At 68.3% G+C, this 20,584-nt stretch carries 20 protein-coding genes and 1 tRNA gene; 7 read left to right on the top strand and 14 right to left on the bottom strand.

Features of this window, described 5'->3' with window-relative positions; translation table 11 throughout:
• Positions 1–70 precede the first annotated feature (70 nt).
• On the bottom strand, positions 71–928 hold the full coding sequence (locus PKE78_RS09305) for a transporter substrate-binding domain-containing protein (protein WP_271200591.1): 858 nt from the start codon (positions 926–928) through the stop codon (positions 71–73).
• Between the two features lie 207 nt (positions 929–1,135).
• On the opposite strand from PKE78_RS09305, the gene PKE78_RS09300 reads away from it, so the two are divergent.
• Positions 1,136–2,938 carry a glycosyltransferase gene (locus PKE78_RS09300; RefSeq protein ID WP_271200590.1) on the top strand — a complete coding sequence of 601 codons (1,803 nt, stop codon included), beginning with the start codon at positions 1,136–1,138 and terminating at the stop codon, positions 2,936–2,938.
• A gap of 7 nt (positions 2,939–2,945) precedes the next feature.
• Here PKE78_RS09300 and PKE78_RS09295 read toward each other — a convergent pair whose 3' ends face one another.
• Together PKE78_RS09295 and PKE78_RS09290 are read right to left on the bottom strand one after the other, a co-directional pair.
• The gene (locus PKE78_RS09295) at positions 2,946–3,545 is read right to left on the bottom strand and encodes an SCO family protein (RefSeq protein WP_271200589.1); all 600 of its coding nucleotides are present in this window, start codon (positions 3,543–3,545) and stop codon (positions 2,946–2,948) included.
• A gap of 14 nt (positions 3,546–3,559) precedes the next feature.
• Positions 3,560–3,733: a hypothetical protein gene (locus PKE78_RS09290; protein WP_271200588.1), complete on the bottom strand. Its 174-nt coding sequence runs from the start codon at positions 3,731–3,733 to the stop codon at positions 3,560–3,562.
• 161 nt (positions 3,734–3,894) lie between these two features.
• Here PKE78_RS09290 and PKE78_RS09285 point away from each other — a divergent pair.
• Positions 3,895–3,968 (top strand) — tRNA-Gly (locus tag PKE78_RS09285).
• A gap of 123 nt (positions 3,969–4,091) precedes the next feature.
• Here PKE78_RS09285 and PKE78_RS09280 read toward each other — a convergent pair.
• The 4 genes from PKE78_RS09280 to PKE78_RS09265 form a co-directional block, all read right to left on the bottom strand.
• Complete coding sequence (locus tag PKE78_RS09280; protein ID WP_271200587.1) at positions 4,092–6,014, bottom strand: AAA family ATPase; 1,923 nt, start codon at positions 6,012–6,014, stop codon at positions 4,092–4,094.
• The gene (locus PKE78_RS09275) at positions 6,011–6,292 is read right to left on the bottom strand and encodes a hypothetical protein (RefSeq protein ID WP_271200586.1); all 282 of its coding nucleotides are present in this window, start codon (positions 6,290–6,292) and stop codon (positions 6,011–6,013) included. Before PKE78_RS09275 ends, PKE78_RS09280 begins: the two co-directional genes overlap by 4 nt.
• A gap of 71 nt (positions 6,293–6,363) precedes the next feature.
• Positions 6,364–6,729 (bottom strand): hypothetical protein, encoded by a 366-nt coding sequence (locus PKE78_RS09270; RefSeq protein WP_271200585.1) that lies wholly within the window; start codon positions 6,727–6,729, stop codon positions 6,364–6,366.
• 343 nt (positions 6,730–7,072) lie between these two features.
• The gene (locus PKE78_RS09265; protein WP_271200584.1) at positions 7,073–7,324 is read right to left on the bottom strand and encodes a helix-turn-helix domain-containing protein; all 252 of its coding nucleotides are present in this window, start codon (positions 7,322–7,324) and stop codon (positions 7,073–7,075) included.
• A gap of 301 nt (positions 7,325–7,625) precedes the next feature.
• On the opposite strand from PKE78_RS09265, the gene PKE78_RS09260 reads away from it, so the two are divergent.
• Positions 7,626–8,876, top strand: a complete 1,251-nt coding sequence (locus PKE78_RS09260; protein WP_271200583.1) for a metallophosphoesterase family protein — start codon at positions 7,626–7,628, stop codon at positions 8,874–8,876.
• 2 nt (positions 8,877–8,878) lie between these two features.
• On the top strand, positions 8,879–12,325 hold the full coding sequence (locus tag PKE78_RS09255; protein WP_271200582.1) for an ATP-binding protein: 3,447 nt from the start codon (positions 8,879–8,881) through the stop codon (positions 12,323–12,325).
• A gap of 33 nt (positions 12,326–12,358) precedes the next feature.
• On the opposite strand, the gene PKE78_RS09250 is transcribed toward PKE78_RS09255, so the two are convergent.
• Complete coding sequence (locus PKE78_RS09250; protein WP_271200581.1) at positions 12,359–12,844, bottom strand: winged helix-turn-helix transcriptional regulator; 486 nt, start codon at positions 12,842–12,844, stop codon at positions 12,359–12,361.
• A gap of 312 nt (positions 12,845–13,156) precedes the next feature.
• On the opposite strand from PKE78_RS09250, the gene PKE78_RS09245 reads away from it, so the two are divergent.
• The gene (locus tag PKE78_RS09245; protein ID WP_271200580.1) at positions 13,157–14,794 is read left to right on the top strand and encodes an adenylosuccinate synthetase; all 1,638 of its coding nucleotides are present in this window, start codon (positions 13,157–13,159) and stop codon (positions 14,792–14,794) included.
• Positions 14,791–15,492: a DUF7002 family protein gene (locus PKE78_RS09240; protein WP_271200579.1), complete on the top strand. Its 702-nt coding sequence runs from the start codon at positions 14,791–14,793 to the stop codon at positions 15,490–15,492. Before PKE78_RS09245 ends, PKE78_RS09240 begins: the two co-directional genes overlap by 4 nt.
• Before the next feature lie 5 nt (positions 15,493–15,497).
• Here the strand turns inward: PKE78_RS09240 and PKE78_RS09235 are convergent, their stop codons facing one another.
• Both PKE78_RS09235 and PKE78_RS09230 read right to left on the bottom strand, forming a co-directional pair.
• Entirely contained in the window at positions 15,498–16,877 is a 1,380-nt protein-coding gene (locus PKE78_RS09235) for a hypothetical protein (RefSeq protein WP_271200578.1), read from the bottom strand.
• 52 nt (positions 16,878–16,929) lie between these two features.
• Positions 16,930–17,502 carry a hypothetical protein gene (locus tag PKE78_RS09230; RefSeq protein ID WP_271200577.1) on the bottom strand — a complete coding sequence of 191 codons (573 nt, stop codon included), beginning with the start codon at positions 17,500–17,502 and terminating at the stop codon, positions 16,930–16,932.
• Positions 17,503–17,674: 172 nt separating this feature from the next.
• Between PKE78_RS09230 and PKE78_RS09225 the strand changes: the two genes are divergently transcribed.
• The gene (locus PKE78_RS09225; protein WP_271200576.1) at positions 17,675–17,962 is read left to right on the top strand and encodes a hypothetical protein; all 288 of its coding nucleotides are present in this window, start codon (positions 17,675–17,677) and stop codon (positions 17,960–17,962) included.
• 94 nt (positions 17,963–18,056) lie between these two features.
• Here the strand turns inward: PKE78_RS09225 and PKE78_RS09220 are convergent, their stop codons facing one another.
• From PKE78_RS09220 to PKE78_RS09205, 4 genes are all read right to left on the bottom strand, one after another.
• A complete protein-coding gene (locus PKE78_RS09220) occupies positions 18,057–18,491 on the bottom strand; it encodes a DUF1810 domain-containing protein (RefSeq protein ID WP_271200575.1) in 435 nt (144 codons plus the stop codon).
• Positions 18,484–19,308: an exodeoxyribonuclease III gene (gene xth / locus PKE78_RS09215; RefSeq protein WP_271200574.1), complete on the bottom strand. Its 825-nt coding sequence runs from the start codon at positions 19,306–19,308 to the stop codon at positions 18,484–18,486. The genes PKE78_RS09220 and xth overlap by 8 nt, the downstream gene beginning before the upstream one ends.
• A 115-nt stretch (positions 19,309–19,423) precedes the next feature.
• Positions 19,424–19,681 (bottom strand): hypothetical protein, encoded by a 258-nt coding sequence (locus tag PKE78_RS09210; protein ID WP_271200573.1) that lies wholly within the window; start codon positions 19,679–19,681, stop codon positions 19,424–19,426.
• 97 nt (positions 19,682–19,778) lie between these two features.
• Positions 19,779–20,516, bottom strand: coding sequence for a uracil-DNA glycosylase family protein (locus tag PKE78_RS09205; RefSeq protein WP_271200572.1), 738 nt, complete (start codon positions 20,514–20,516; stop codon positions 19,779–19,781).
• Between the last annotated feature and the right edge of the window lie 68 nt (positions 20,517–20,584).

Raw genomic sequence — 20,584 nt, 5'->3', positions numbered from 1 at the left:
CCTGCAGGCGTAAGGGTAGAAGAGGGCGGAAACTAGAAACCGTCCGCCTGCGCGTCAATCGAAGGCGATGTCACCACAGTCCCACGGGAAAGTGGCGGAGGTAGATCTCGGCGTAGACGCCGTTCTCGTCGAGCCGCTGCAGGGCGAAATCGATCGCCTGGCGCAGCCGGTCGTCGTTCGGGCGCAGCATCGCTCCGACGCCCTCGCCGAAGTAGCGGCTCTCCGCGTAAGCGCCGCCGACGAAGGCGCAGCAGTTCTCGGACGCCGCGCCATTCAGCCAGAAGGCGAGGGCGGCGGCGTCGCCGAACGCCAGATCGGCCTCGCCGTTCCGGACGGCGGACTGCGCGTCCGCGGCGCGCTCGAAGGTCTTCAGCTCGGCGCCCGGAAAAAACGCCTTGAGGAAGGCTTCATGCGACGAGCCCGTCACCACGGCGACGGAGCGCCCCTTCAGCGCCTCGGCGGCGGTCGACGCGATCGCCTTGTCGCGGCGCGCCACGAAGCGGGCCGGCGTCTGGTGAATCCGCTCCGTCATCGCGAACCGCGCGCGCAGTTCGGGCGTCGGCTTGACCATCGCGAGGATCACGTCCGACTGGCGCCTGTCGAGCGTGTCGAGCAGCGCGTCCCAGCGCCACGCCTGCAGCGTGCAGGCGAGGGCGAGCTCCGAGCAGACCGCGCGGGCGAGATCGACGGCGAAGCCGGCGGGCTGGCCGTCGGCGTCGGAATAATGGAACGGCGGGTAGTCGTCGCCCGTCGCCCATTTGACGACGCGCCCGGCGGGCAGATCCGGCTTCTCGAGCCGCGCCTTCGGATCGCTGAAGCGCGGGATCGCGACCGGAGATGACGACGTCTCGGCGGCGTAGGCCACGGCGGCGATCGCAACCCCAAGGATCGCAGCGCCGATCTGCGCGAAAACCCGTAGAGGTTGCATGCGACTCGACTCCTCACTTTCGCCGATTCTACACTTGTTCGACCCTTCTGATCCAAGGAAGGCGTCCGGGCGGGGACATTCGGCATGGCCGGATCGGAGCAGGCGCGGCGCGTTGCGCCGGCGGGGAGGGCTGCGGTCGACGTGCTTCCGCCGCGCGCCCGGCGCGCTCCGCCCCCCGCTTTAGGCCTCCCGCCTGAATTCGCGGCGATGGCGGCGGCGGGCTTTCCGCTTCAGCCGCTGATCGACGCCGCCGGCGAGGCGTCCCGCCTTCGGGCGGCGCCGTTCGACGTGCTGATGGCCGCGGGCGGCGTCCCCGAGGACGAACTCGTGGCCGCGCTCGCGCGGGCGATCGGGCTCGAGGCCCTGGGATCGGACGCGCCGGCCGGGGACCCGATCGACGCGGATCAGTTCGCGCTCGCCTGCCGCACGGGCGTCATGCGCCTCGACGTCGACGGGCGCGCGCGCCTGCTGGTCGCGGCGCGGGGGCCGGCCATAGGTCGGCTGGCGTCCTCCCGTCGCGGCCGCCCGGCCGACGGCCGCCGCGTCGCCATCGCGGGGCCCCGCGCCTTCGCCAATATCGCCGTTCGCCGGGCCGGCTCCGCCCTCGCCGACCGCGCGAGCCTTGGACCCGGCGCGATCGCTCCGGAGCTGACCGCCGCCGTCGCCATGCCGGTTCTCGACCAGCCTCGGAGGGAGGCGACGCTCGCCGCGGCCGCAGTGGGTGTCGCGGCCGCCTTCGCCTTCGACATGGTGTTCTTCGCCCTCGCCGCCATCGCCGGGTTGCTGTTCTTCGCGATGAACCTGTTCCGGTTCCTGCTCGCGATGACGCCGGCGACCGACGACGTCGCGCTGCCGCGCGGCGACGACGGCGATCTGCCGATCTACACCGTGCTGGTCGGCCTGGCGTTCGAGGGCGCCGTCGTGCCCGGACTGCTCGACGCGTTGGAGTCGCTCGACTATCCCGCGGCGAAGCTCGACATCAAGCTGCTGATCGAGGAGGGCGACCACGACACGCTCGGCGCGCTCGCGCGCCGGCCGCCACGCGCGGGGATCGAGGTCCTGACGCTGCCGCCCGGCGGTCCGAAGACCAAGCCGCGCGCGCTCAACGCCGGGCTGCTCGCCGCGCGCGGGACGCTGCTGACGGTGTTCGACGCCGAGGATCGTCCGGAGCCGGACCAGTTGCGGCGCGCCCTGGAGGTGTTCCGCCGCAACCGGCCGGATCTCGCCTGCGTCCAGGCCCGGCTCGCGATCGACAATCTCGACGACGGCTGGCTCGCCCGGCAGTTCGGCGTCGAATACGCGGCGCTGTTCGACGTCTCCGTCCCCGCGCTCGCCACGCTCGGCATGCCGATCCCGCTTGGCGGCACGTCGAACCATTTCCGCACCTCGGCGCTGCGCATGGTCGGCGGCTGGGACGCCTCGAACGTCACCGAGGACGCCGACCTCGGGCTGAGGCTCGCCCGGCTCGGATGGCGGACGACCACGGTGCGCTCGACGACCTGGGAGGAGGCGACGACCTCGCTGTGGCCGTGGCTCAAGCAGCGCACGCGCTGGATGAAGGGGTTCATGGTGACGGCGGTCGTGCACGGCCGCAGCGGCGGCGATCTGGCGTCGCGGCTCGGCCCGGCGCGCTTCGTGAGCGCCTGCATGGCGGTGGCGGGCGTCGCCCTGACGGCGCTGGCCTACCCGGTCGTAGTGGTCGGGCTGCTGATCGGCGGGCTGACCGGCTCGCTGTTCGCCGTGTCGGGCGGCCTCACGGAGGCGGCCTTCGTCGGCGTCCATGTCGCCAACCTGATCGTGGGCTACGCGACCGGCCTCGCCTGCGGCTGGATGGGCGTCGACCGACGCGGCCCGGCGCGGCTCGCGCTCGACCTCTTCACCATGCCGATCTACTGGCTGCTGGTGGGCGTGGCGGCCTGGCGCGCGCTCGGCCAGATCGTCTACGGCAGCTCCACCCGCTGGGAGAAGACCATGCACGGCGTCTCGAACCGACGCCGCACGCCGACCTGAGCCGCCGTCAGGCCCCGAGGTAGCGGCGCAGCTCGTCGGCGGACTGCTGCGGCTCGCGCTTGAGGTTGAAGGGCGCCACGAAGGCGCCGTTGCGGTCCATCAGATAGACCAGCGCGGTGTGGTCCATGGTGTAGTCGCCGCCTTCGAGCGGGACCTTCTTGGCGTAGGCGCGGAACACCTTGACCGTCGCGTCGACCTGCTCCTGCGCGCCGGTCAGGCCGCGGATGCGCGGCGAGAAGCTGTCGAGATAGGACTTCAGCGCCTCCGGCGTGTCGCGCCCCGGGTCGACCGTCACGAACAGCGCCTCAGCCTTCTCCGCGTCGGGGCCGAGCGCCTCGAACACCTGGGTGATGTCGGCGAGCGCGGTCGGGCAGACGTCCGGGCAATGAGTGAAGCCGAAGAACACGAGGTAGGGTTTGCCCGCGACGTCCTTCTCGGTGACCGTCGCGCCGTTCTGATCGACGAGCCTGAAGGGGCCGCCGACGCTCGACGCCTGGGTCGCGACCTCGCCGCCGGGCTTGCTGAAATGGATCAGGCTGAAGGCGAGGACGCCCGCTCCGACGGTGAAGGCGAGGGTGCCGGCGAGGAAGGCGGTGCGGGACGACATCGACGGATACTCCTTCAGAAACAGGCGACGACCGCCGCGAAGGCCTGCTCCAGGAAGACGCCGGAGCCTTCGGAGGCCCAGAGGGCGAGCGCCGCTCCGGTGAGCGCGGCGACGCCCACGGCCGCGGCGGCGCAGGCGAGCCGCGCGGCGGGGGATGGCGGCGATGGCGCGGGTTCGTGTTGGGTCATGTGACAGCGCGCAGGCGCTCGAGAAGCCTTGCGCGCTGTCATAGACCCGCCGGAGCCCGCCGTCGACGTTCCCGCCCGCGAACGGCTTCACGACGCCGCGCGCAGGGCGGACAACGGCCTTGTCGCCGCCGCATCCGGCCCCTAAGGTCATTCCCGCCCGAGCGGGCGTAGTTCAATGGTAGAACGGCAGCTTCCCAAGCTGCATACGAGGGTTCGATTCCCTTCGCCCGCTCCAAATCTTCGTTTTACTGCGCGCATTTAGCGGAAGACTCGCGCGGGCGGTCGCGAGCCTGAGTGCCCAAATCGACGATGTACCAGACTGGTACCAGTCGATAGTCCCTCAGAATCGGCTGATCCCTCATTCGATTTGAGGGTTCGCGCAGGCCTCGTGCGCCGGCGCGGTCGCCTGCCTGCTATCCCTCATCGCGCCGATCCCGTGATCCCTCATCGACGCGTCGAACATCTCCGCCACCTCGCTTGCGGCGACCACGCGTCGCGCCGACAGACGTTCCGCCAGCGCCAGGATCGCGCCCCGGTGACGCGCGACCAGATCGCGTGACACCGTCATCAATCGCTGAAGTTCGTCTTCGACCAGGCGCGCAAGGCCGGGATCGCAGTCGAGCAGCGTCTCCGCCCGTTCGAGATCGCCGCGCGAGGCCAGCGTGTCGCCAAGCCCGTAACAGGCATGCAGCGCCGCGATCAGATGGGTCGCAAATCTGAGGTCCGCGACCGCTCCCGCCGCCGCGCCGCCGGACAGGAGCTCGTCGGCCGCCCGGCCGGCGAGCCCGGCGATGACATGCGCCTCGATCGCGGCGCGGCTGTTCTCGACGAACGCGCCGTCGGCGTAGCGGGTGAACCCGAGCGCCTTGCCGGAGGCGACGATGCTGACGACGTCGACCTTGAGCCCGATCGCGTGGGCGACGATCGCATGTCCCGCCTCGTGGATCGCGGTGCTGCGTCGACGTACGGCGTCGCGCTCGTTTGACGGGGCCAGAAGCCTGACGAGATCCGCGAGTTCAACAGGCCGGCCGGCCGCGCGGGCGTTTGAGCGCGCCGCGCGCACCGCGGCTTCGATCGCGGCGCCCGTCATCTCTTGAGCCGAGGCGATGGCGCCGGCGGCGGCGAGCGCATCGGCGTCGAGCGCCTCGCCGAGGTGGAAGCGTAAAATGTCGCTGGCGTCGTCCGGGCTGCGCGGCCCAAGAATCTGGATGTGCCGGTCGAACCGGCCCGGACGCTTCACGGCGGCGTCGAGCCGCTCGTAGTGGTTGGTCGCCGCGACCAGCAGGACGCCGGGCGCTGCGGCGCGGGTGCGATCGATCATCGTCAGGATGCCGGTGGCGATCGTCGTCCACCAGGCGCGATGCTCGTCGCGCAGCCCGGACCGGTCGGGGATGGCCTCGATCTCGTCGAGAAACGCGACGCAGGCCCCGTGAGCCTCCGCGGACCGGAAAAACTCATCCGCCTTCGTCACCACGGCGCCAAGGTGGCCGTCGCCGACGAACCAGTCCGCGACGCTGGTCCTAACCATCGGCAAGGAGACCGATTGCGCGAGCGAGCCCGCCAGCATGGTCTTGCCGGTGCCGGGCGGGCCGTAAAGCAGGATGCTCGGCGACCGTTCGCCGCGTCCGTGCTGACGTCTGACGTCGGCGGCGATCGCCTTGATCTCGTCGAGCGCGGGTCCGAAACCACTCAACCGCTCGAGCGGCGGGGCGCTCGCGGGACGGCCGTGCGCGCTGCGGCGCGCGCGGGTGCGCCGCAGTCGGGCGACGCAATCGACTGCGCGATCGCCGTGCCGGATCGCAAAGGCCACATCCTCGAACTGGAGGCCGACAAGATCGGCGGCCGTCAATCGCGGGGGCGACGATCGACAATAGGCTGCGATCGCGCAGGCGACGACGCGCGGCGTGAGCCTGAGCGTCGCGCTGTGATCCTGGGCGGCGATGATCTCCGACGGAACCCAGCTGGCGTCGCCCGTGATCACGATGGTCGGCAAAAGCAGGTTCATTTCGAACTGGCTTGAAGCGCTCGGCTTGGGAGCCGACGGCACGCTGATGACCGAGGCGCACGCGCAGACCCGTTTTGCAGTGATGCCGAGCCATTTGACGCATCCTGCGCCGGACGCGGTCAGCACCACGAGCGTCGGCGTCTGGTCGGATATGGCCCTGCGAACCGCCGGCGGCATCGCCTCGCGCAGCATCTCGCGTGCGAGCGCCGCGGACGGCGCGCGGCTGACGAGTTCGTCGTCGTCGTCGCTGACATCGTCGAATTTTTGCTTGCTCATGACAGGGTCCTGGGAACGCGACGCTTGACGACCGCCAGGGCCGCGGCCGCGGCCGCGTCGCCGTCGGCCGCGCAGCGCCACAGGGCGGCGAGGATCAGGTGGCTACGGATGTCGACGACCGGCCCCCGACGGATACGGTCGAGAGCAAGCCCGATCGCCGCCTGCGGGCAGCCGGCGGCGGCGAGAGCGAACCGCCGGTCATCCAGCAAGGCGATTGGCGCGAGGTCACGCGCCAGCTGTTCGCGCGCAGCCGCCGGCGCCAAGCGCGCGGCCTCCATCCAGATCCGGAACGGCGCGGTCGCGCCGGTCCGCCCTGTGACCGCGCGCTGGAGGCGCGGATGAGTGACGATCACGGCCGCGGCGACCGCGACGACGCGGCGGCGCGGCCGCCCCTGCGCTTGCGCCGGCGGCGCGGGCGCAGGCCGGGGTCTCCGGCCGGCGCGCGCAGCATGATCGAGCGCTTCGGCACCAGGATGGCGCGGCGGTCATTGCTGCGCGCCGCCTCGGTGAGCGCCTTCAGTTCGCCGCGCAGATCCGGGTCACGGAACGCGATCCCCGGCGCGGTGATCAGCGTCAGGGCAGTCGCGCCGTGCACCGACAGGGCGCGCACGCCCGCCACGTTCGGCGCATGGCAGAGAGCCAGGCGTTCGACATAGGAATCGGGACCGATCGTGCGCATGCCGCGATCGCGGGCGATGCGGCCGAGCCGTTTCATGAGCGCGTGGCCCTCGCCGCTCAGCCTGCGCTGGCGCTCGGGATGACGAATGGACATCACAAGGTTCTCCGGTGAGCAGGTCCGAGCCTGCGTTCACGTCGGCGCCCGTCTGGCGCCCGGAGATCGTCGCGCCTTGAGCGGCGCACGTTGTTGAACCTGTCCGCCTCATTGGCGAGGACAGGTGACTTATATAGTTCGTCTCTTTAATAAAAGATGAATCGATCCTGAAGCCGCGTTCATGCGGGATATAGACTGCTATCCTGCTAAGGTATAGTTCAGAACGCAAGCATCAGGATTTGCAGTCGCTAAAGACAGGAATAGCTATACTGATTTTGAGGGAGCGTCAGGTCGTTTCCTGATCGCGCGTCGCGCCATCCTCGAGCAGCAGGCTGGCGGCGACGCCCAGGGCGGCCGCGATCTTGTGGAGCACATCGAGCGACACGTTGCGCCGACGGCGCTCGACCGCGGACATGTAAGTCCGGTGCACGTCGGCGCGATGCGCGAGCTCGTCCTGACTGAAGCCGCGTTCGGCGCGCAGCTCTTTGACGTTGCGCGCCAGGATCTCTCGCAAAGGGCTCGGCGGGGTGCGTTTCACCCGGCGAGCCGATCGGAATGATCGCCTATAAGGCGACAGCCACAAAGTCACCTGGCGTGATTTTCTCTTGCGCCCGCGCGCCAATTCCTGGCGTCACGAGGCGACGGCGGGGGCACGAGGCGGCGTTCATCGCCGCCCCGCCTTCGGTCGCTTCGCGAGCTGGAAACGACCGTGGAGAAGCGTTGCAGAGCAGTTGACGCACAACCGCGTTGTTCGTTTTATGTTCTGGATTCCGTCGTGCGCCTGCGCGACCTGACCGCAATCCGCGCCAATGCGATTGCGGGAACCGGACATGCTATCCTTGACCAGCTTTCGTTTCCTGCACGCCGCCGACGTTCATCTCGATAGTCCGCTGCACGGCCTGTCGCGCTACGAGGGACTTCCGGCCGACGAAATCAGGGCCGCGACCAGGGCCGCGTTCGACAACCTCGTCGGCCACGCCATCGCCGAGGCCGTCGATTTCGTTCTCATCGCCGGTGACCTGTTTGACGGCGAATGGCGGGACATGAGCACCGGGCTCTATCTGGCGCGCGCGCTCGGCCGTCTCGATCAAGCCGGCGTCGCGGTGTTCATTCTGGCCGGCAATCACGATGCGACCTCCGTGATCACGCGCAACGTGCCCTGGCCGCCGAACGTCAGGCAGTTCGGCAGCCGTGAACCCGAGACCCACAGACTGGATGAGCTGGGCGTCGCCATTCACGGCCAGAGCTTCGCGACCGCCGCCGTGACCGCAAACCTCGCCGCCGGCTATCCGGCCGCAGAGTCCCACATGTTCAACATCGGGATGCTGCACACGGCGCTGGCGGGGCGGCGCGGCCATGCCGCCTATGCGCCCTGCAGCGTCGAGGACCTTTCAGCCAAGGGCTACGACTACTGGGCGCTTGGTCATGTGCATGAGCATGAGATCGTCAGCCGCGAGCCTTGGATCGTTTTCCCGGGCGCAGTCCAGGGGCGCACGATCCGAGAGACCGGCCCCAAGGGCGCGGTCGTGGTCACGGTGACGGATCGTGAAATCCGCGCGGTCGAGCATGTGCCGTTCGACGTCGTGCGCTGGACCTCGGTCGAGCTCGACTGCGGCGGCGCGTCATTCGACGATTTCGCCGCGCTGGCGAGAGCGGCCCTCAGGGACGCGAAGGCGGCCGACGTCTCGGGAGGGCCGCTGATCGTCCGGCTCACGCTTGTCGGAGCGACCTCCGCCGCCGGCGCCTACCACGATGCTGCGGAGCAACTGCGGAACGATGCGCGCGCGATCGCCGCGTCCTTGTCCCCGGACCTCTTCGTCGAGAAGGTCCGGGTTGCGGTCACGGCGCCGGCGACGGCGCAGGTCGTCACGTCCGGGGACCTGTCCGCGCTGATCGACGAAGCGGCGTCTGACGCCGCGCTCGTCGCAGTCCTGCAAGCCGACCTCGACCGCTTTCTCGGGATCGTTGAGGGCGCCGCGGGACCGGCGGAAGACGGAGCGCTACGCCGCGCCGCCGCTGGCGGCGATTGGCCCACAATCGTGCGGACGGCCTCGCTCGCCCTTCGCGCCCGGCTCGCCGAGAGGGCCTGAGCATGCGTTTTGCGAAGCTGGCGCTGGAGCGCTACGGACGTTTCGACGGCTGCGAGCTTTCCTTCCGGTCCGGCGATCCCGATCTGCACATCATCTACGGCGGCAACGAAGCCGGAAAATCCACCTCGCTCGCCGCGATCTCCGACCTCCTGTTCGGGTTTCCCGGGCGCTCGCCCTACAATTTCGTGTTCGACAACGCGCTGTTGCGGGTCGGCGCGGAGCTGGAGGAGGACGCCGCCAGGCTCGCCTGCCGCCGCAGGAAGGGCAATGTCGGCACGCTGCTCGACGCTCAGGACCAAGCGATCGACGAGGCTCCGCTTCTCGCGATGCTCCGCGGCTACACGCGCGATACGTTCCGCTTGTCGTTCAGCCTCAACCAGGTCGGGCTCCGCGAGGGCGGTCGCGCCATCGTCGAGGGAAGCAACGACCTCGGGCGCACCCTGTTCGCTGCAGGATCCGGCCTGACGGGCGTCTCCGACAAACTCGCAGCGCTCGACGGTGAGATCGACGCGATATGGGGACCGCACGCCAGCAACAAGCGGTCTTTTACCCAGGCGCATCGCGAACTGACCGAACGCAGCCGCGCGGCGCGCGATGATGCGCTGAAACCGCGCGTCTGGCTCGACGCGAAGGCTGCGGTCGAGCGCGCCGGTCAAGCGCTCGAGGACGCCAGAAAACGGTCTGCCGCCGTGCTGGAGGAATTGAGCGCCGCGCAGCGCGTCCGGAGACTCGCGCCGCTTGTGCGCCTGCGCGCCGAAAAGGCAGCCCAGCTCGCCGACCAGGCCGATGTGGTCGAGATCGAGCCGTCGCGCGCCGAGGCTGCGGAGACCGCCATCAGCGAAGCGGGGATCGCCGAACGCGCGAAAGCGACGGCTGAGCGCCTGCGCGACGAGGCCAAGGGGCGTATCCAGTCGACCGAGGCGGACCCGACGATCCTGGAGGACGCCGAGGCCTTGGACCGGCTGGTCGAGGGCGCCGGAGCGAGCGAGAAAGCAGCGTTCGATCTGGTGCGCCTTAAGGCTGAGCAGGACGGTCTTGCGGAGGACATTGAGACGCTGCGTCGCGAGGCGGGCGCGAACGCGGACGCCCAGCCGACGCGTGCGGCCGCCGCCTCCTTGCGTGATCTATCCCGCCGACATGGCGAACTGACCTCGGCGCTCGGCGAACTCGCCGAGACGCGCCGCACGCTCGAGGAGCGTCGCGAGAGCGCGCTGCTTCGCCTGAAGGCCGCAGACGCGGGCGACGCGCCGCAGGCTCTGCTGACGGCCGTCGACGCCGCGCGCGCCTTCGGCGCGGACGCAGACGAGCGATGCGACGCCGCAGCGTCAGCGGCGACCGCGTGCGAATCCGCCTTGCCGGCGCTGATCGCCAGACTTGCGCCCTGGCGGGGCGAGGTCGACGCGCTCCTCAGGCTTCCGGTGCTGACCGCGGACGAGATCGATCGCGCGAAATCCGCTTTGGCTGAGTTCGAGGGGCAGCGTCAGCGGGAGCTCGCCGAAGCCCGTCGCCTTGACGACGAGGCCGCCACCTTCGAGCTCGAGGCCGCCGGTCTCGAGGCCGGCCACGCCATTTCGGGAGAGGACATCGAGCTGGCGCGATCGGACCGATCCGCCCATTGGGCGCCGCTGCGCGATCACATGCTGACAGGCGCCGCCATCCCGGATCCGGCCCAGGCCGTCGAGGCGTTCGAGCTTACCGTCGCCCGGGCTGATGAGCGATCCGACAGCCGGTTCGCCGTGGCGGAGGCGTCGAGCCGCCTGGCGCTCAGCCGTCAACATCGTAGCGATCGGGAGCTGAAGGCGCGGCAGGCCGAACGGCGCGCCGGCCTGGCGGCGGAAGAGCTCGCAAAGGCGCGTGGCGAATGGCGCAAGCGCCTCGTCGACGCCGGACTCCCCGATCTTGATCCGACCCAGCTCGCCGGCTGGCAGGAGAACCGGGTCTTGGTCGAGGCGAAACAGGTTGAACTGGAAGCTCTCCGCGACGAGGCGAATGTTCTCGACCGTCGCCGGCGAACCATGATTGACGGGCTCAAGGCGGTGATAGGAGACGCGGAACCCGCGCCTGGCGCGGCGCTGGCGCCGATTCTCGCGATCGGCGAGCGATTGAGGACGCAGTCGGAAAACGTCGTCAGGCAGCGCGCGCTGGATCAGAAAGAGCTCGACCAGGCCGATCTCGATCTCGCGGCGCTGACGCGACGCAGCCAACCGCAGCAGCAGGCGCTCGAGGCGAACGACGGCGCCTGGCGCGAGACCCTTAAGGCGTCAGGCCTGTCGCTCGAGCGTGCGACGGCGGCCGTCGTGCTCGACCTGCTGGACAGTCTCAGGGAGGCCGTCGAAGCGCACGCTAAGCTCGGGCGCCGCATCGAAGGCATCAAGCGCGACGCCGGCGATCATGCCGAGAGGATCGAGGCGCTCGCCAAACGGCACAGCGTTCCGGGCGACGACGCCGTCGCGACCTTGCGGACGTTGAGAGCGCGGCTGACGCTTGCGCGCGAGCGGGATGCGATCGTGCGCACGCTGGCCGACGAGGTGGCGCGGCGCGAAAAGGAAGCGTTGGAGGCCGACGCCTCCTTGCAGGCGGCCGACGCTGCGCTGGTCGCGCTCATGACGGAGACCGGGGCGGCCGATCGCGCCGCGCTCACGACGGCGATCGAGCGGTCCCGAGCGAAGCGGGACGTCAGGCTCGCTCACGCCGAAACCGAAACCCGCATCATCTCCGAGGGCGACGGGTTCTCGCTCGGCGACCTGGTCGCTGCGGTCGATGCGTCCGATCCGGATCAGATCGCCGGGCGGGTCGCCGCGCTCGAGGCGGCGCATGCCGAGATCAGCGCCGAGGTCGCCGAGCGCGGCGAAGAGCATGGCGCCGCGCGGCGCGCCTTCGAGGATATTGACGCCGGCGACGCGTCCGCTGCGGACGCCGCCGCGGACGCCGAGCAGGCCCGTGCGGAACTCGACGTTCTCGCGGAACACTACATCCTGAAGCGCTCCGAGGCGCTGATCCTGCGGTGGGCGATCGAGAAATATCGCGAACAGTTTCAGGACCCGCTGCTGACGCGCGCAAGTGATCTGTTCTCGACGCTGACGGTGGGCGCTCATCTTGGCCTTCGCATCGATACGGAAGCAGAGACGCCGAGGCTTCTCGGCTTGCTGAAAGACGGCCGAAGCGCGGTCAGGGTCGACGACATGAGCGAGGGTGCCGCCGATCAGCTGTTTCTCGCGCTTCGGGTCGCCGCGGTCGAGCAATCCGTCGCGGCCGGCGTCCGGCTGCCGTTTCTCGCAGACGATCTGTTCGTGAATTTCGACAATGAACGTGCGGCGGCCGGCTTCCAGGTTCTGGCCGAGCTCGCGAAGACGACCCAAGTGCTGTTTTTCACGCACCATCCGCATCTGGTCGAGATCGCCAAGTCCGTGGTCGGCGCGGACGCCCATTCGGAGTGCGCGCTGACATGACGGCGGGCGTTTCGTTCGTGCCGCTACGAAGGTTCAGAGCGTAACGCCGCGGCGGATCCAGTCGCGCAACGCCTCGTCGGCGGAAGGCCCGTCCGAAAGGCGCACGCCCTGTTCGAGAGAGCGCCCGGTGCGTCGGTCGACGAGCACCGGGTCGACCCGGTCGCCGGTCTCGAGATCGGCGAGTTCGATCAGCGCGCCGTCGGGCGCATAATGCCGGTTTCCCCACGCCAGAAGCGCCACCAGGACCGGCCGCAGGTCTCGGCCCTTGTCGGTGAGGAGATACTCGTAGCGGTTCGGACGGCTGCTATAGGCGCATCTCGCCAGTATGCCCTCGTCGACCAGCGCCGCGAGACGTCGCGTCAGCGTGTTGCTCGCAATGCCGAGGCTGGTCTGGAAATCGTCGTAGCGCGACACGCCATAAAACGCGTCGCGAAGGATCAGAAGGCTCCACCATTCGCCGACCCGGTCGAGGCCTTTGGCGATCGGACATGGCATGTCGCGCAGCGGAGTCTGCTTCATAAGCCATCCTCAGCAGAGGGTCCGAAATCTGCGCTGCGCGCGCGAAAATCGGCCCGTCCCGTCATGGCGACGCCGGTCCGCACGGCGTCGTAGCGGCATTGACCTTACATCCCCAACGCGGACGGCGACAACGCGACCGACGATCCCACCGTCGGCGGCGTCGCCCGCTGGACAAGCGGCACCCATAATGCAAGCTCGTTCTTGCGGGACTTTTAATCCGTGAATTTCGAGATCCGCGCGTCGACGCTGTCCCTGGTCGTGCCTGCGATCAGCGAGAACGCCTGAAGAGCCGCGGACGGAGGGAGCGTCAGCATGCGCGTGCTTATTGCGTTGTCGGGCCCTGTCGGCGTCGGCAAGACGAGCTTTTACGAGGTGTTGAAGCAGCGCTTCGGCGCGCAGCGTCTGTCGACGCGGGAATTGCTGCTGGCGACCGGTGCGAAAAGCGAGCGGGAAGATCTTCAGGAGGCCGGCGAGCGCCTCGACCGCGAGACCGACGGCCAGTGGGTGGCGGACGCGCTCGCGAAGCAGCTGACCGAGGACGGTCCTGACGTCGTCGTGGTCGACTCGATCCGGATCAAGAAGCAGATCGATCATATTCGCCGCGCGTTTAGCGGCCGGTTTCGGGTCTGGCACGTCTTCATCGACGCCGACGACGACATTCTGCGCGCGCGCTACGCGGAGCGCGACAGCCCGATCGGCGAGTTCGCCGACTACGATGATCTGAAGCGGAGCGCCACCGAGCGCGAGATCCGGTCGCTCAAGGAGGTGGCCGACCGCGTCGTCGACGCGTCGCGCTGCGAGCCCGACTCTGTCGCGGCCCAGGCGGTCGCGGGTCTCGGCCTGTTTCCGCTGGAGGTCGAGCGACTCGTCGACGTCGCCGTCGGCGGCCAATATGGCAGCGAGGGCAAGGGCCACGTCTGCAGCTACCTCGCCCCGAGCTACGACATGCTGGTGCGCGTCGGCGGACCGAACGCCGGGCACTGGGCGGCCTTGCCCGAGAAGATCAAGTACATCCAGCTGCCCTCCGGCACGGCCGCCAATCCGAAGGCGGACATCGTCATCGGCGCCGGCGCCACGCTCTACCTGCCGCAGGTGCTGGAGGAGATCGGCAAGCTCGGTCTGACCGGCGCCAGGCTGTCGATCGATCCTCAGGCGATGATCATCGAGGACGCCGACCGAGACTACGAGTTCGAGCGAGGAGACAGGATCGGGTCGACCAAGCAGGGCGTCGGCGCGGCTACCGCGCGGAAGATTCTCGGGCGGTTCGATCCGAGCCCCCTCGGCATCCCGGTCCGGCTGGCCCGCGACGTCAGCGAGCTCAAGGACTTCGTGCGGCCCGCGATCCCGTTGTTCGAGTTGGCGTTCGCCAAGGGCAAGAAGGTCTTTCTGGAGGGCACGCAGGGCACCGACCTCAGCCTGCATCACGGCGTCTGCCCGAGCGAGGACGGTCCGATCGCGCAAGGCGCATGGCCGAACGTGACGTCGCGCGACACGACCGCCGCGGGCTGCCTCGCCGACGCCGGCATCGCGCCCGGCCGGGTCCGCAAGGTGATCATGGTCACCCGGACCTACCCGATCCGCGTCGGCGGCACGTCCGGTCCGATCGCCCGGCCGATCGAGTACAAGGTGATCTCGGACCGCAGCGGCGTGCCGGAGAAAGACATCGCCAAAACCGAGAAGGGCACCGTCTCCAGGAATCCGCGCCGCATGGCGCAATTCGACTGGGAGCAGGTGCGTCGGGCGGCTTCGCTCAATGGCGCGACCGACATCGCCCTGTCGTTCGCCGACTACATCAGCATCGAGAACCAGAAGGCGCGGCAGTACGAGGATCTAACGGAGGAGACCCGCCGCTTTATCGAGGGCGTCGAGCGCGTGACGAACGCGCCGGTTTCATTGATCTCGACCCGCTTCGAGAAGCGCGGAATCATCGACCGGAGGCGCTGGCGATGACCGTCGACGAGCTCCTCGCGGCTTATCCGCGTCTCTGGCACATGGCGATGGACGGAAGCTGGCCGTCGATCAAAAAGCACGGCCTGCTCAGCACGAGCGCGCTGCTCGATCTCTACGGCTATTCCGGCGAGAAACGCCACGCCATCGAGGCGAAGCATCGCCCGGAGTCGATTCCGATCGCGGCCGACGGGCTGCCCGGCGCGATGGTGCGTGACCAGAAGCCGATGTCGGACAGCGCGCTCGAAAAATGCCTGCTCGACGGGATGACGCCCGAGGACTGGTACCGCACGCTCAACAAGAAGTGCTTCTTCTGGCTGTCGGGCAAGCGCCTGCAGCGGTTGCTCCACGCCAAGGCGTATCGCGCCGATCCGCAGGTCGTGCTGACGATCGACACGGCGAGCCTGGTGAAGGCCAACGAGCAGAACGTCCTGCTTTGCCCCTACAACAGCGGGTCGACCATCATGAACCCGGTGAAACGGGGAGAGGGCACGTTCAGGACGGTCGCCGACTACGATTACGCCACCTGGAAAAAGGCTCGTGGCAAGCAGGACGCGGTCGTCGAGCTCGTCATTACCGGCGGCGTGCCGGACATCCGCGACCATGTGCTCGCCGTCCACCGCGTGCACGAGGAGAAGGCCAAGCTGATCTGGCGCAGGCCCGGCTCATCCGAGGACGAGGGTCCCTACCTGCCGGCCTGATCCGGTCAGCCGACCACGATGCGGGCGGGCTTGCCGGCTTTGCGGACGACGTCCGCGATATGGCTCGTCAGGCCGACATTGCCGACGAGCTGAAGGCCAGCGCCGGGACCGAGCGTCCGCAAGGCGGCCCGAAGCTTCTCGAGGCCGTTGCGCGCGTCGAAGCGAACCCAGTCCTCGGCGTCGCCCGGCACCAGCACCTTTGAGGTGCTGCGTGTCGCGCCGAGGTGCAGCTGGACGATCCAGACCCGGTCGCCGTCGTGGACCCATTCGAAACGGACCGACCCAAGCGCGTCCTCGAGCCGCCGGTGAGCGGCCTTGACGGCGTCGACGATCGTCGCCGGCAGGAGCTCCGGCGCGTTCACGCCGAGCATGAACAGGTCGCCTTCGCCCTCGCGGCCTTCCACCGCGAGCGACCCGTCGCCGGTGACGATGGCGGCGCCGGAGTAGCGCGCCGGGACCGCCGCCTGGCAGAGCACCGAACGGATGGCGTCGCCGGTCTTGTCTTCGGCGGCGAGCAAGGCGAAGGGGTCGATCCAGCCCTTCACCGTCGTGTAAAGCCCGGGCTCGGGTTCGCGCGGACAGGTCCGCGTCCAGACCTCACGGCTTGCGGTCGCCAGGCCGAAGCTGAACGGGGCCACGCGCCGCCCGATCACGGTCGTCCGCGGCGTCGGAAGCCCGACCAGATACGCCATCAGCAAGCCGTAGGCCTTGTCTCCGAGATGCCGGCTGAAATTGTTCGGCCAGGTGAGCGCGGGCCGGTGCTGCTCCGGCCCGATCTGCTCATGCTCCCAGAGCAGCGTATGTGTCTGGCGCCATCCGCGCGGCCGCGGATGGACGCTGAATTCGAGCCGCGCGCCGTGGGTCTCGCCGAGTTCGGGCCTGAACCCGTAGACCGTCTCGAGCATCGACAGACCGAGATGCAAGGGCAGCGACGCGACGCCGTCCTTCTCCACGCAACGCGGCGTGTCGTCGGGCGAGAACTCGATGACGCCGCCCTGCGCGACGCCTGACACGCCGCCGTCCTTAACGTCGACGGTCTCGTTCGCGATGACGAACAGGCCGTCGCCTGACAGCCGGTCGAGCGCGTTGACCGCATCGTCGACATTGGTGATGCCGTAGACGAACTCGCGGCTGCGCGGATCGTCGGGACTGAAGCTCCTGAGGTTGATCGACGCCTCGGGGCTGCGCATCAGCAGCGTCTCGAGCGCGAGCCGCTCGGACAGGAACGGGTCGTTGGGCGCGTGGCCTGCGACCCTGCTGAATTCCTGGCGGGTCCTGCCGCCGTCCGGCGAGAAGCTCACGAACTGCGCGACGTTGCCGGTCTCGGCCAGCCGGTCAAGCGAGCGGTCCTTGCGGATTTTCGGCGTCTGGAGCTGCGTCGTCACGACGGCAGCGTCGGCCTCCCGCGGATCGGCGACAAGCCTCAAATACGATGCGTTACGCAAAGCGGGCATGCTTCCGGGCGGCCGAGGGGGCGTGCAGCTCGGCGTATCTCGCGAGGAACGCCTCTCGCGCTTCCGGCGGCGTCAGCAGCCGCACTTTGACCGGGGCGGGCTCGACGCCGTCGGTAAACGCCCACAGGGAGGTCTCGCGCGGCATGATCTGCTCCTGCTCGGCAGCGAGCACCCGCAGATCCGCAGCCTTCACCGCCTTCGGCATCGGGTTCGGCACGCCAAAACGGTCGAAGATCGCCGTCTCGACCCGGGCCTCGATGCGCTTGAAATCAGGCAGGAGCTGCTTCAGCGGCCGGGTGATGTCGCCGATGAACGCTTCGGCGGCGTCATGCATCAGGGCTGCATAGGAATGCTCGTGAGCGACCTCGCTCACCAGCAGGCTGTGCTCTGCAACGGAATAGAATCCGGAGCACTGGCCCGCATATCGACAAGTATTAGACAGTCCTGCTGCGATGTCCTCGATCGTGAAGTCGCTGCTTTCCGGGTCGAGAAAGTCGAACCATGCGCCGCTCTGCAGCATCATTCTTGGGCCGACGGCGATATTGACTGCAATCATCTCTACGCCCTCTGCCGTCTGGAGCTACTTGAACATCGGTTGGCGGTCTCTGCGCAAGGCCAGGAGTCGAGTTGTCCACGCTTCGCACATCGTCGCGTCGTCGCCATCGTCAAGCTTGACGCGATCCCGAAAACCATTGTTATTCACATCTTCGAATAACTCAAGGTGTAGTTTGGACGCGGTCAATCTCGAGCGGTTGTGGCGTGCGCTCGGTGAAAACCAGACGACTTTCGGCCGACGGCTCGAGATGTCGCAGCCGATGATTTCGCGCGCGCTCAAAGGCAAGAGCCGCTTGCGTGAGACCGCGTCGCGGCTGGCCTTCGAGCTGGCCGACACGCACGCGCCCGAGATCGCCCGCGACGCTCGTCTCCAGAAGCGGGCCGCAAAGGCTCTGGAGGTCTCAGAACCGTTCCGCCAGATCGTCCTGGCCGCGCTCGATCTTATTCATATAGACGAATAAGCGTAGATCTTGCGTGGACCCGGCAGTCGGCGCCGCCGCGCCCCGCCACTGGGCTGACGATGCGCGACTGAACAACGAGCCGAAGACGACAGCCCTAGCGGGCCTCGACGAGCTGCAAGGTCCGCTGATCTCGCTGGGCCTCGCAAAGCACGGCGATCGCTGTCGAGAACGGAATGTCTTCGCCGGCCGCGGCGAGCTCGAACAGAGTCATTGACGACCTGAACTTCAAATCGTCGGGCGACCCGAAGATCTCGTGGAGCGTGCGTCCCTCCACGCCGAGGACGGTCTGCGTGCAGCGGATCAGCCGGGGGCCGAGAACGGGATGCCCCAGATAGGCGCGCGCCTCGGCGATCGAACTCAGACCATAGAAGTGAGCGGCGGGAGACGCGCCGAGGCCGCGCAGCTGCGGGAACACGAACCACATCCAATGGCCCGTCTTGCGGCCGGCTTCGAGCTCGACGAGCGCGCGTTCGAACACGCCGTCTTGCGCCGAGGCGAAGCGGCTCAGGTCATAAGGATCCTCACCCATTTCGGCTTCTCCCGGCGGCCGGTCGTCCGGTCGCCCTGTCGGGCGCAGCGTCGGAAATCTCGACCCAGGCCGGCGCGTGATCGCTCGCTTTCTCGCGTCCGCGCGCTTCGCGGTCGACGCCCGCGCTCTCAAGACGGGCGGCGAGCGACGGACTGAGCAGAAGATGGTCGATCCTCAGCCCGGCGTTTCGCCCCCAGGCGTTCCGGAAATAGTCCCAGAAGGTGTAGATCCGCTCGTCCGGATGGAGCTTGCAGATCGCGTCGGTCCATCCCTGGGCGACGAGCCGGTGGAAGGCGTCGCGCGCCTCCGGCCGGTACAGCGCGTCGTCGACCCATCGCTCCGGCTTGTAGACGTCAAGCTCGCACGGCATGACGTTGAAGTCGCCGATCAGCGCCACAGGCAGGTCCGCCCGGATGAGCTCCGCCGCGTGTCGGTCGAGGCGATCGAACCAGTCGAGCTTGTAGTCGAATCTCGGACCGGGGGCCGGATTGCTGTTCGGCAGATAGAGGCACCCGATCAGCACGCCGTTCACCGCGGCCTCGATGTAGCGGCTTTGGTCGTCCTTGAGGCCGGGCAAGCCGTGGCGCGTCTCGATCGGATCGGCGTCTTGGGCCAGGATCGCGACGCCGTTCCAGCGGGCCTGTCCGAGCCAGACCGCGCCGTAGCCGGCGTCGCGGATCGCCGCTTCCGGAAACTTGTGCTGCGGCGCCTTCAGCTCCTGGAGACAGACGACGTCGGGCCTGGCCTCCTCCAGCCAGTCGAGGAGAACCGAAAGGCGCCCGTTGATTCCATTGACGTTGAACGTGGCGTGCTTCACCGGGTCCGACCAATCGAGGCGAAACGGCTGCGCCTCTCACGGATGGGTCATTTGGGGCGGGCCCCCGCCGAAGCCTGCTCGTCGGATAGAGAGCCGCGCGCTCCTCGGCCCCCTCTCAGTCGAGCTCAGCGACTTTCCCTCGAAACACCCAGTAGGAGTAGAACACGTAGGCCAAGATGACCGGAAGAATGCAGCTCAGCGCGAGCGCGACGATCGCCTGGGTCCGAGGCTCCGAGACGGACTGCTCGAGGGTGAGCACGCCGGGAATGGCGTCCGGCCACCATCGCTGCAGCTCTGCGACCTGGTCGCCGGTTTCGTCAGCCGCTTTCAGTCGCCGAACAAGACGGACCAGGACGAAGACTTCTTCCGTCATGCGATCGACGCCGGCGTCGGCGAGCTGAAGATTTTCCCGGTGGACGCCGGCACGGATTTCGTCGATGGCCCGCCAGCCCCGGCCGCAGGTCCCGATATCATCGACCAGATTGTTCGCGCTGTCGGCTCGCCGGGCCGACCAAATCCGTAGCCGCGATTCGAAAACTGCCGCATTCTCCACGAAGCCCCCGACGCAGAAGCGCTGAAGGGTCGGCCGCGCTCGTCGTCCAGTCCGCGACGCCAGGATGGGTCAGGGTGACGACCGCCATTCCGGTTGGGCTACGGTGGGTGCGACTTGTCCATTTGCGTTCGTTCTGTTCGACGAAGCGATCGACCTCGGCGATGGCGCCGATGCGCCGCCTGACGCGGCGACCGGCGCTGTCGCCGAGGCAAACGATGACCTTTGTGGACAGCCGTCGCAGCACGGTTTCATGAAATGGCCAGCAAAGATCCTCGAGCTCTTTCGCGCCTGCGCCAAGTCCTGTTTCGCGTCGCGATCGAACGAAGATGAGATTGCTGCTCGGAACCGTGCGTAGATCGGCGAGGTCATGAAAGAGGTGCTGCAGACGCTGCTGCAGGGGCGCATCGCCTGGCGCCCACCGCTTCCAAGCCTCGTCCTGATACGCCGACCACAGATCGGGCGCCTTGGTGGAGACGAAGCGGATGTTGTCCTGCACTGAGCACTCCCCCGGATCGGCGGGATCGCCGCCAGGGTTCAGTCCAAGAATGTAGATATCCGACGGCGCGCTGAACGCTGCCCGTCCCGCGTAAAACACTTTGCCACTTTCGCCCAATAGCGCGGTCGGCGTTGCAGCTACAAACTCTTCGAACGCCAAGCAAACTCTCCTATTGGCCATCGTGCACAGGCGCCATCGAGAAGCCAGAACTGGCCCTCAGGTCAGCA

The organism is Methylopila turkensis (genome assembly GCF_027922325.1).
Taxonomy (GTDB): domain Bacteria; phylum Pseudomonadota; class Alphaproteobacteria; order Rhizobiales; family Methylopilaceae; genus Methylopila; species Methylopila turkensis.
Note: the sequence above shows the minus strand (reverse complement) of the source record. Positions and strands in the feature narration are given on the sequence as shown.

Coding starts and splice junctions, on each gene's coding strand:
- PKE78_RS09270 (WP_271200585.1), bottom strand. CDS start 6,729: ATGAAACGGCTCGGCCGCATCGCCCGCGATCGCGGCATGCGCACGATC.
- PKE78_RS09250 (WP_271200581.1), bottom strand. CDS start 12,844: ATGAAGCAGACTCCGCTGCGCGACATGCCATGTCCGATCGCCAAAGGC.
- PKE78_RS09210 (WP_271200573.1), bottom strand. CDS start 19,681: ATGACGGAAGAAGTCTTCGTCCTGGTCCGTCTTGTTCGGCGACTGAAA.
- PKE78_RS09305 (WP_271200591.1), bottom strand. CDS start 928: ATGCAACCTCTACGGGTTTTCGCGCAGATCGGCGCTGCGATCCTTGGG.
- PKE78_RS09275 (WP_271200586.1), bottom strand. CDS start 6,292: ATGGAGGCCGCGCGCTTGGCGCCGGCGGCTGCGCGCGAACAGCTGGCG.
- PKE78_RS09295 (WP_271200589.1), bottom strand. CDS start 3,545: ATGTCGTCCCGCACCGCCTTCCTCGCCGGCACCCTCGCCTTCACCGTC.
- PKE78_RS09240 (WP_271200579.1), top strand. CDS start 14,791: ATGACCGTCGACGAGCTCCTCGCGGCTTATCCGCGTCTCTGGCACATG.
- PKE78_RS09245 (WP_271200580.1), top strand. CDS start 13,157: ATGCGCGTGCTTATTGCGTTGTCGGGCCCTGTCGGCGTCGGCAAGACG.
- PKE78_RS09280 (WP_271200587.1), bottom strand. CDS start 6,014: ATGAGCAAGCAAAAATTCGACGATGTCAGCGACGACGACGACGAACTC.
- PKE78_RS09220 (WP_271200575.1), bottom strand. CDS start 18,491: ATGGGTGAGGATCCTTATGACCTGAGCCGCTTCGCCTCGGCGCAAGAC.
- PKE78_RS09300 (WP_271200590.1), top strand. CDS start 1,136: ATGGCGGCGGCGGGCTTTCCGCTTCAGCCGCTGATCGACGCCGCCGGC.
- PKE78_RS09230 (WP_271200577.1), bottom strand. CDS start 17,502: ATGATTGCAGTCAATATCGCCGTCGGCCCAAGAATGATGCTGCAGAGC.
- PKE78_RS09255 (WP_271200582.1), top strand. CDS start 8,879: ATGCGTTTTGCGAAGCTGGCGCTGGAGCGCTACGGACGTTTCGACGGC.
- PKE78_RS09290 (WP_271200588.1), bottom strand. CDS start 3,733: ATGACCCAACACGAACCCGCGCCATCGCCGCCATCCCCCGCCGCGCGG.